Source organism: bacterium (assembly GCA_023135785.1).
Lineage (GTDB): Bacteria > CAIJMQ01 > CAIJMQ01 > CAIJMQ01 > CAIJMQ01 > CAZNJA01.
Map to the genome: position 1 here is coordinate 1 of JAGLSL010000071.1, position 10,193 is coordinate 10,193.

Annotated in this window: 7 protein-coding genes; 6 read left to right on the forward strand and 1 reads right to left on the reverse strand. The window is 34.5% G+C overall.

The annotated features are described in order from the left end of the window. The first annotated feature begins 556 nt into the window (after positions 1-556). The 3 genes from KAS42_05380 to KAS42_05390 all read left to right on the forward strand — a co-directional run bounded on the left by KAS42_05380 (position 557) and on the right by KAS42_05390 (position 5,154). On the forward strand, positions 557-2,056 hold the full coding sequence (locus KAS42_05380) for a radical SAM protein (protein MCK4905649.1): 1,500 nt from the start codon (positions 557-559) through the stop codon (positions 2,054-2,056). 154 nt (positions 2,057-2,210) lie between these two features. Then, a complete protein-coding gene (locus KAS42_05385) occupies positions 2,211-3,179 on the forward strand; it encodes a tetratricopeptide repeat protein (GenBank protein MCK4905650.1) in 969 nt (322 codons plus the stop codon). Positions 3,180-3,282: 103 nt separating this feature from the next. Further along, positions 3,283-5,154, forward strand: coding sequence for an ABC transporter ATP-binding protein (locus KAS42_05390; GenBank protein ID MCK4905651.1), 1,872 nt, complete (start codon positions 3,283-3,285; stop codon positions 5,152-5,154). Positions 5,155-5,436: 282 nt separating this feature from the next. Here the strand turns inward: KAS42_05390 and rimO are convergent, their stop codons facing one another. Further along, positions 5,437-6,750: a 30S ribosomal protein S12 methylthiotransferase RimO gene (rimO, locus tag KAS42_05395; GenBank protein MCK4905652.1), complete on the reverse strand. Its 1,314-nt coding sequence runs from the start codon at positions 6,748-6,750 to the stop codon at positions 5,437-5,439. A 412-nt stretch (positions 6,751-7,162) separates the two neighbouring features. Between rimO and KAS42_05400 the strand changes: the two genes are divergently transcribed. The 3 genes from KAS42_05400 to KAS42_05410 all read left to right on the forward strand — a co-directional run. Further along, entirely contained in the window at positions 7,163-8,218 is a 1,056-nt protein-coding gene (locus KAS42_05400; GenBank protein ID MCK4905653.1) for a phosphoribosylformylglycinamidine cyclo-ligase, read from the forward strand. Between the two features lie 458 nt (positions 8,219-8,676). Continuing rightward, a complete protein-coding gene (locus tag KAS42_05405) occupies positions 8,677-9,936 on the forward strand; it encodes an O-antigen ligase family protein (protein MCK4905654.1) in 1,260 nt (419 codons plus the stop codon). After that, positions 9,911-10,193: glycosyltransferase family 2 protein (locus KAS42_05410; protein MCK4905655.1), on the forward strand; the 283-nt coding region annotated here is incomplete at its 3' end. The genes KAS42_05405 and KAS42_05410, both read left to right, overlap by 26 nt.

Sequence of the window (10,193 nt, forward strand, 5' to 3'; positions counted from 1 at the left end):
TCCAATATGTTATGGACTCTTACACCTATTTGACAATAGGGATTTTTGGGGTATAATTAAAACAGAAAAAAGGAGGTAAGAAAATGGATGTAGAGAAATTAAGAAAATTGGTAAAGAAGAATGGATTAAGGTTAGACAAAAAGGGTGTTCAAAGCGTATCGGGTAGTGAGAATTGTTGGACTAGTTGTACGAAGTGTATTAGTGCGAGTTGTTTGCATTGCATCACAGTACAATGCTTGTTTTGTACTATATCGCGGTGGGAAAGCGTTCACAAGGGATGATAGCAACTCAAAATTAGAACAAAAAGATATAGAAAAATAAAGTTGCATGAGGGTTGTTCTGGATTTTCTTGGGGGTAACCCTCATGAGTGTTGAATTTTACAGGTGGGGTTCTTAATTAAATCCTATCTGTTTATATTTATGTAGATGCCTCTTTTTGTATAAATATAAATTTGTATAAAAACGAAAGTTACTATAGAGTTACGTTATTTTGTGGGAACATAGTTAAGTTAAATATATAAGTATTAAGTATAAGGCAATGTAGTTATTAATAATAATGGGAAAAAGTAATATTTTTTTAGAAGAAGAAACTGTTTTAGGTATTAATAAGTATGTTCGCCTTCGACAGGAAAAATCTGGCGTTATCTTATACTGGTCAGTAGAACGTATTGGCATTGGTGATGAAATAGATTCGTCAAAGATGAGTTCTTTGTCTTCCTCGACTGCTATGATACTTGCTCTTTTTGACGGAAAGCGTTCTCTAAAAGAAATCTTTCAAGCGGTGAAATATATTTGGGACAATCCCCCCCTAACTTTTATTGAGTTTTGTAAAGAATTGGAACAGTTTACCGTTAAAAAGGCCCCGCCGTTAAATCTGGAAGCTCCAGTACTTATTGAGGTTACAAAAGATAATATAAAGCAAAAAATAATGCATTATGCCCCCGAATCTTTTGTTATTAAAGGAGATAAAATTTCCGCTCCTGAATTAATGACTTTTAAATTTCCGATTACTTTAGGTATTATGCCTTCAATGAAGTGCTTTACGGATTGTATTTATTGCTATATGGGACGCCATATGGCTCCCAAGTATTCTTCTCTCCCATTTTCAAGGTGGAAAGAGTTGCTTAGCGAAATGGAAGAATATCAGTTGGGTGAAATAGCTTTTGGCGGCGGAGATCCGATGTGTTATGAATATATTGTAGACATGTTGGAGATAATTGGAACTTTTAATCCTCCAACTGTAATTACTTTAGCTACTAAATCTTACATTTCAACAGAAGTAGCTCGCCGTCTATCAAAAATTCCACGATTGGAATTACAAATAAGCTTGGACAGCACCGACCCCAAAATTGCAGATGCAATGACACAGAGGAAAGGATATGGGGAGAAAGCAATTGAATCTATTAAGAATTGTTTATCTGCAGGGTTGTCTATGGCTGTTAAGGCGGTAGTAACTCCCCTTAACATTAAAGCTATGCCGCAAACAATATTGGACTTACACAATTTAGGTGTCTATCCTGTCAGAGCCGCTCTTTATGGTCGGTCAATGTTTCGTCATAAAGATGAGTTGTTTAATAAAACAAATGAATACGAAGAGTTTGAGAGAAGTGTTAAAGAAATTCAAGCAAAACATGGTTTTAAAGTTCAGTTGCAGGGTGGTTATCCTCAGGAAGATGAATTTCCGGAACAACCTGAAATGAGTTGGAAAAAACGTAGTAGATGCACTGCGGGTAGAGAGCAAGTTGTTATCTTGCCTGATGGTAGTTTGATTGGTTGTGAGCAAATTCCACAAATACCGGAATATTTTTTTGGTAGTGTTGCTAAAGATTCACTCTATGATGTTTGGAATTCGGAATCTTTTAAGAAAAAGGCATACGATATTCCTATGGAGAAATATAAAGGCACTGCCTGTTATGGTTGTAAAGAGTTTAAGGAATGCCACTCTGCTTTTGGTCAAGGTTACTGTATGCGCGAATCCTATAGATTATATGGAACAATATATGCGCCATCTCCAGGTTGCCCTTATACTGACAAAAAACTCCCCCGGCAACAGTGATAAAAGATGGGAGGTGGCATTCAAATAAAGTAGTTTCTCCGTTAATCTTATGCAGTTATGAACAAGTCTTAAAACCCCGTGGTAGTTATCAAGTATTTGATTAAAGAATATCTTGCAAATGTCTTTTACTTGTCTGATAATTAGTGGAGAATAGATGCGAATCAATCCGGGACGAAAAAAGAGACAAAAAAGTTTTTTAGTGCGGGATATTCTTGAAATTGAAAAAGAAGCTTTTGAAAGAGGTTTAATCCCTTCTTTTGATATTAACCTTCTCCTGGATATTTTTTACCAGGTAAAAAAGAAAGCAAAGGAATACCTCAAATACAGGGTTTGCCCTGTTGCCCAACTAAAAGCAATACATAAGGCAATGGATGAACTGTTTGAGGTTTCGGGAGAGGAACCCTCACTCCTTATGTCTGAAGGATTGGCAAAGAGGAAATTAGATTGTGACTTGACATGTGGCGTATACCTTTCCATTGCCCGGGAGTTGAATCTTCCTTTTTATGGAGCTCTTGTTCCTTCCCATGCTATTCTTACTTGGAGAGTAGGACAATCTTTCCTGTATTTTGATACCATTAGTGGCGATATTACTAATGCTTCCAGTCTGAAATCATTCCGAAAGAGTATTCTATTTCCACCTCTTTACGATAAAGAGTTCATGTCCACTTTCTATAATACTTTGGGAGTTAGATTTGCTGAAGTTGGTAAACATCAGGATGCAATTTTCTTTTTTAATAAAGCATTAAAGTGTTATTCGTTGGATGTTCGTCTGTTTTACCATAAGGCGGTTTCCCTTGCTCAATTAGGACATTATAAACAAGCAGTAAGTTGGTGTGAGAAGGCAATTAATCTTGATTCTTTTGATTGGAAAGCACATTTTAATATGGGAGTATGTTTGGCAATGTCAGGAAAATACGAAGAAGCGATTAATTCCTACAACCGTGCAGAAAAACTTCATCCGAAGGATTACCGTATTTACTATTATCGGGCTGATGCTTTAATGCATTCAGGGCATTTGGCTTTAGCTATTAAAGATTATAAAAAAGCCCTGTTTATTCATTCGGGCGATGATGGACTTCGCAAAGATTATGAAACAGCTCTTCGCTACTCTCAAGAACCATAATTTGTTATCTTGCGGATGGACGTAGAAACAATTAAAATAACCGTTGCTTTATCTTAATGTTAAAATTAAGTCTTAATATAATTAGAAAGGATAACTCTGTAAATTGAAGAATAAACAAACTATTCAGCAAGGTGATAAGCCCCTTGCTGTATTTTTATCGGTTGTAAAGAGAACAGGAGCAGTTCTTAAAGAAATTTTTCACAGTTTTCCTCTGCAGAGTATATCCGTAGTTTTCCTTACTGTTATTACAGGTTTTCTCCCGGTTGTCAGTCTCTGGATTTCCAAATTGCTTTTAGACAGTGTAGTAGCTTATATTTCTGCGGGAGGAGAAATTGAGTTATTAAGGCAGGTGCTTCTAATGTTGGGATTGCAATTGGGGATAGGGATGACTACTTTACTCCTTATGGAAGGTAATTCTTATCTTGCGGCAAAACTATCTCAACTCATTGCTTTTGATATGGAGCAGAAAATCTACCAGCATTGCTTATTAATAGATTATGAATTTTTTGAAGTGCCCAAACAGCAGGATAAACTTTTTCGGGTTCAAAGACAATCCGCATGGGCGTCACAAGGTCTTTTTTCTACTGTTGTTTCTATAACGAGAAAAGTGGTGACTATTATTTCTTCAGGTATTGCCTTATTCTTTTTTAGCCCCCTTTTATGTCTAATTGCGGTAAGTATTGCTATCCCCAGCTTTATTTTGAATATTAAATTATCTTTTACGAATTATGAAATTATGAAAAAGCGTTCTGAACGGGAGCGGAAAGATGATTTTCTTGCTTATTTATTAGTGCGCAGAAACTATGTGAGAGATAATCTATTATTTGGGACGGGAAATTATTTCTATGATATGTGGAAGGGATTGAGAAAAAAAACCTTATTTGAAGACCTTAAAATACAATTCAGCAGAAATAAGATTAACGGTTTAGCTGGTTTTATAAATCAAGTCGCTAATTTTGGTTCATATGTTTATATTGTTTGGGTCACAGCGCAAAAATCAGGGACTATTGGTTCTGTAGTTATGAATGTAGGACTTTTCGCTAATGCTCAGGGGCAGATTCAGGGCGTTGCTGATGACTTTGCTAATTTATACAAGAATGCCCTTTTCCTTAATGACTATTATGAGCTTAAGGAACTTAATCCTGGGATTGAGAGAAGAGATATCGGAGTTTCTCTTGATGTTAACATTAGTTCTATAAAATTTGAAGAGGTTTCTTTTAAATATCCCGAATCTGAAAAATATGCTTTGAAAGACGCTTCTTTTGAGATTAAATTGGGAGAATGCGTATGTCTTGTTGGCGAAAATGGAGCTGGAAAATCAACTATTATTAAGTTAATCCTGCGGTTATATGAGCCTGAATTGGGAAGAATATTGATTAACGACAGGGATGTTAGAGATTATTCCCTTGATGAATTAAGGAAAAATTTCGGAGTGCTTATGCAGGATTTTAGTATTTATCCTTTCTCTGTAAAAGAAAATATCTTTGTGGGTGATATTAATAAAATGGACGATGAAGCAAAGCTCCAAGAGTCCATTGATTATGCTGGTCTTAAGGAAAAAGTTGAGACCCTGCCCAAGAAAGAGAACACTATATTAGGAAGAATGTTTGGAAAGGGTGAGGATTTATCCATTGGTGAATGGCAAAGATTGGGATTGGCAAGAGTTTTTTTCCGCAATGCTCCTGTAATTATTTTAGATGAGCCGACATCTGCTCTTGACCCTAAAATGGAGTCGCTTATTCTGGAACATTTTCGCAAGATGACAGCTGGGAAATTATCCATTATTGTTTCCCACAGATTTTCCAGTGCGCGAATAGCGGATAGAATAATTGTTATTGATTCGGGTAAGGTTGTAGAAACCGGAACTCACTCGGAACTAATCAAGGAAGACGGTCTCTATGCTCAGTTGTTCAGTATTCAGAAGCGGCGATATGTCGGTGATGAAGAAGTTAACGCAAATGAGCGGAAATCTTAAAATGAGTTTGTCGAGGCGGGGACCAGATGGCAGGCTACGAGGTGGTTTTTAGCTTTTTCTTCAAGCCGAGGCGCTTCGGTTGTACATTTTTGTACGGCAATTGGGCGTCTTACATTGAAGCTACATCCGTATTCAATATTTAATTGTTGAGGAAAAGTTCATATCTTTTTGAAGAGTTTTCAAAAGGTTTATTATTTTTATTATCAGTTTTCATTTTTTTGCCGGTTAAATCATTTTGATAATTGCAATATCTTTGTTTTGGGACTTTAATTTGTTAGTACCTTACTTAATAATTTCCCCTTCAAGTTCATAAGCGCCGGTTTTTGTAATTTTAACTTTATAAAAATTGCCTATTTTTGCGTTACCTTTTACATTTACAATGTCATCTATCTCAGGGGCATCGGCTTCTCTTCTGCCTTGGCTAAATCTGGAATTTATTTTTTTGTCTATTAATACCATAACTTTCTTACCTTTTAATAACTTATTTTTTTTCTCAGCGATGTTTTTTTGTAGAGATAAAAGCTTTTCTCTTCTACTTTTGCTTACCTTTTCATGCACTCTCTTTTTAAAATTAAAACTTGGAGTATTTTCTTGGGGAGAGTAAGTAAATACTCCTACATGGTCGAATTGCATATCTTGTGTGAACGCTAAAAGTTCATTGAATTCTTTATTTGTTTCTTTTGGGAAACCTACCAGAAAAGTTGTTCTTAAAGTTAAATCGGGAATTGTTTTTCTTAATTTATTAACTAAAGTCACTATGTCTTTTTTGTTCACTTTTCTTCCCATTGCCTTAAGTATTTTGTCGCTGCAATGTTGCAAGGGCATATCTAAATATTTGCAGATTTTTTTGTTGGTTGCTATGGTGTTTATTAATTCGTCGCTATAATACGCAGGATGAGTGTAAAGCAATCTTATCCATCGTATTTTTTTTATTTTGGAAAGTTTTTCTAAAAGCTCAGGCAGTTTGTTTGCGTTATATATATCTGTTCCGTATAAAGTTGTATCTTGCGCGACCAAATTTATTTCTTTGCATCCTGCCAAAGCCAATACTTTCGCTTCTTCTATAATGTCTTTCATTCTGCACGACCGATATTTTCCTCGCAGTTGCGGAATAATGCAGTAACTGCAACAATTATTGCATCCGTCTGCTATTTTTAGATAGGCGGAGTGGACCGGACCGGTAAAACATCTTTGGCGAAATTTTATTTTATGTTTTTTATTCTCTCCTATGCAGGTTATTTTGGTTTGTTCTTTTATTAATTTTTTGCAAACGGTTGCTATTTTTTCGATATTAAAAGGGTCTATTATTGCATCTATTTCAGGTATTTGTTTAAACAGTTCTTTTTTAAACATAGAAACTAAACAACCGCTTACACATATTTTTTTGTTGTTTTTGTTCTCAACGATATCAAGGATAGCATCTATGGATTCTTCTTGCGCAGATTTTATAAAAGCGCAGGTGTTAATCAGAATTATGTCTGCTTCGCTTGATGAAGAAACTATTTCAAATCCTTGCTTTAGTAAAATTCCAAGCATGTATTCCGAGTCAACAAGGTTTTTGGAACATCCCAGAGATATCAAAGCTATTTTAGTCATAATTTCTTAATTAAACGACCCACGAGATTCGTATAGAAAACAGAAGACAGAAAAATACAGAAGGGAAATACGATAGATATACGTGGAAATACATGGAAATACCATGTAGACAGACAACGCATTTCAATGTGTATCAATACATTTCAATTGTATTTCTGTCTTACTTCTAATTCCCAGCCTTTGTTATCACTGATATTCTATCATTTTTCATTCTGTGGCAACTTAAATGTTTTGACAATGTAGCCGTTTTCCAGTATATTGAGACACTGATTACACGGATTTTCCCCTAGAAATTCTACGAATTTTTAAGGGTAAATGCCGATTACGCAGATAAATCTCGTTAGAAATCCCGATGTAACGTTGGAACGGGTTAAATTAAATCTTTAATCTGTGTAATCACATTGTTAAAAACATGAAAAATATGAAATCCGCAACTTATAAACAAGCAGGGGTCAATGTTGATAAGGGAGAAGAATTTGTCGGTAAAATAAGCCGAATAGTCAAGAAGACATATAGGAAAGAAGTTCTTTCTTCCTTATCCGGTTTTGGCTCTATTTTTTCTCTTAAAAAATATAAGAATCCTGTTTTGGTGTCTTCCGCTGATGGTGTTGGAACAAAAATGATTTTGGCGGATTTATTAGAAAGATATGAAGGGGTGGGGATGGATGTTGTTGCAATGAATGTTGACGATGTCCTTGCTATGGGCGCAGAGCCACTGTTTTTCCTTGATTATTTGGGGTGTGGACAAATAGATGTCCAAGCCGCAGAAGAAATAATTCGCTCGGTGGCTAAAGGGTGTAGGCAGGCAGGATGCGCTTTAATAGGCGGAGAAACTGCGGAAATGCCCCAGTTTTATTCTAAAGGACAGTATGAACTTGTCGGGTTTTCCGTAGGTGTATTGGCAAAAGGGAAAATTATAGATGGTTCAAGTGTCAAAGCAGGAGATAAGATTTTAGGATTTCCTTCATCAGGTCTTCATTCTAACGGCTTTTCTCTTGCCAGAAATGTTCTATTTAAAAATGCTGTTACCAAACAGGAAAAAATAAGAATTCTCAACAAGAAAGATAAAAAAATAGGAAAAAGTTGGGCAGACGCGTTGCTTGAGCCTACTCGTATTTATACCAAATCAATCCTACCTCTTATTAAGAGCGATATGAAATTATCGGGAATTGCTCATATTACCGGAGGCGGCTTAATGAGGAATATAAAAAGGATTTTGCCCAATGGACATCAAGCGCACATTTCTTGCGAAAAATGGGAAATTCCTCCTGTTTTCATGCGACTACAAGAATTGGGTAAGATTACAAGAAAAGAAATGTTTAGCGTATTTAATATGGGAATAGGAATGGTTATAATAGTTCCTCCTAATGAAGAAAAACGTATTTTAAAATATTTTAGTAAGAAGAAAGAAACAGTTTTTTCAATAGGGAAAATCGTTAGAGGAGAAAAAAGGGTAGTTATAAATTAATTTCACCCCGCCCCTCTACATCCCCGCCATAAATGGCGAGGTATTTTGAGGGGCGGGGTTCACTAAAAAGCATGGAGGGAAAATGGCAAGAAGCAGTACTAAAAACAAGATAAAAAGACATCGTTGGGTATTAAAAGCAAAAAGGAAGAAAGATTTAATAAAAGCTGGGAAACCTAAAAAATGAAGAAGTCCAGTTTTAAAAATGAGAATTCTTTTTGAATTGACATCTGTAAGAATGTATAGAAATATATTAGATATACATGGAAATACATAGATATATGTAGATATACAATGGATATATATTGTTAAAAGATTGAAAACTAAAAAAATTACATACTATAACTTCAAAAAACTAAGGATACAGGCAATATATTTCCCTGCCCGCCCCGATGTTACATCGGGACAAGCAGGCGGGAAGATATTTCTATTTATTTCCCCTTATACTTCTGATAGAAACAATGAAAATAGAAAAGAGAGAACAAATTTTATCTATACTGGATAAAATAATAGGTATCTTTCTTGTAATTGTTATTTTTACTTTCCCTTTCCCAAAATACAAACAGACCATTGAGACAATTTGTTTTTTTATTATCATTCTTGCTTTTATTGCAAAGTGGGCATTATCCAAGATTAAAGATATAGATGAGCATGGAAATAAAATTCAAAATATTTCTTCAAGTCAAATAACAGGGACACGGATAGATTTGTCTATCTTAATCTTTACAATTTTTATTATAATTTCAATCTTTTTTTCAGTTGATTATCGTCATAGTTTACACGCATTTAAAGGGTATTGGCTTATACCCATTCTTCTTTTCTATATTATCGTAAACTTTGCAGTCAATAAGAAAATTATTACCTATATAATATGGGCAGTTATTCTTAGTTCTTTAGCTCCCATTATTTTTGGATTATTAGAATATTTTACTGGAGTAATTCGTATAAAAAGTTTATTTGGCGCGCCTACGGAATTCGGTCAATACCTAGATTATATTCTCCCTTTAATGTTTGCTATGGTGTTATGGAGTGAAGCAAAAATTTCTAAAATTTTATTGAGTTTTATTTTTGTCGGAGCTTTGTCCTGTTTAGTTTTTACATATACCAGAGCAAGTTGGATCAGCATATTAATTGCAATGTTCCTTTTGTGTTTTATAAAAAATAAAAAAGTTATTTTAATTCCTATTGTTCTGGTTTTTTTATTACTGATATTTTCCTCTCGTGGGGTAAAAGATAGGGTCATTAGCATGACTGATAAAGAACATTATTTAAATAGAACTTATTTATTTGGAAGTACAATAGAACAAATCAAGAAAAAACCTCTTACGGGCTATGGTTGGGGATATAAAAACTTCTATAAATTATATCCTTCTTTTGTTTCTCCTGAATTAAAAAGCATAGGTTGGACACAAATGTACCATGCCCATAATTATCCACTTCAGATAGCGTTTGAAACAGGAATTTTGGGTTTGATGGTTTTTCTTTGGATGTGGATTACTACAATAATTCTGACCTGGAAAAGTTTTATAAGATTAAAAGAACCGTTTTTAAAAAGCATTGCTATAGGAATATTTGTTGCTTTTATAGCATGTTCTATTCATTGGCTTGTGGAAATACCGGATGCTAAACAATTAATAATGATGTTATGGACTTTGATTGCAGTAGCTATGGCTATAGTTAATATTACGGAAAAAAATGGAAAAAGAAGAACCTCTAATTAGTGTAATTGTCCCCACATATAATCGAGCGCACTTTTTAAAAGAAGCAATAGAGAGTGTTTTAGCTCAAACATACAAAAATTTAGAAATAATCATAGTAGATGACGGTTCTACTGATAATACATCTAAGTTAGTTGAAAAGTTCACCGATAAACGAATTATTTATCTATATCAAGATAATAAAGGTGTATCTTCTGCAAGGAATAAAGGAATCTTAAAAACAAAAGGTGAATATATTTCTTTTCTTGATTCCGATGATA

Coding starts and splice junctions, on each gene's coding strand:
- KAS42_05380 (MCK4905649.1), top strand. CDS start 557: ATGGGAAAAAGTAATATTTTTTTAGAAGAAGAAACTGTTTTAGGTATT.
- KAS42_05400 (MCK4905653.1), top strand. CDS start 7,163: ATGAAAAATATGAAATCCGCAACTTATAAACAAGCAGGGGTCAATGTT.
- KAS42_05405 (MCK4905654.1), top strand. CDS start 8,677: ATGAAAATAGAAAAGAGAGAACAAATTTTATCTATACTGGATAAAATA.
- rimO (MCK4905652.1), bottom strand. CDS start 6,750: ATGACTAAAATAGCTTTGATATCTCTGGGATGTTCCAAAAACCTTGTT.
- KAS42_05385 (MCK4905650.1), top strand. CDS start 2,211: ATGCGAATCAATCCGGGACGAAAAAAGAGACAAAAAAGTTTTTTAGTG.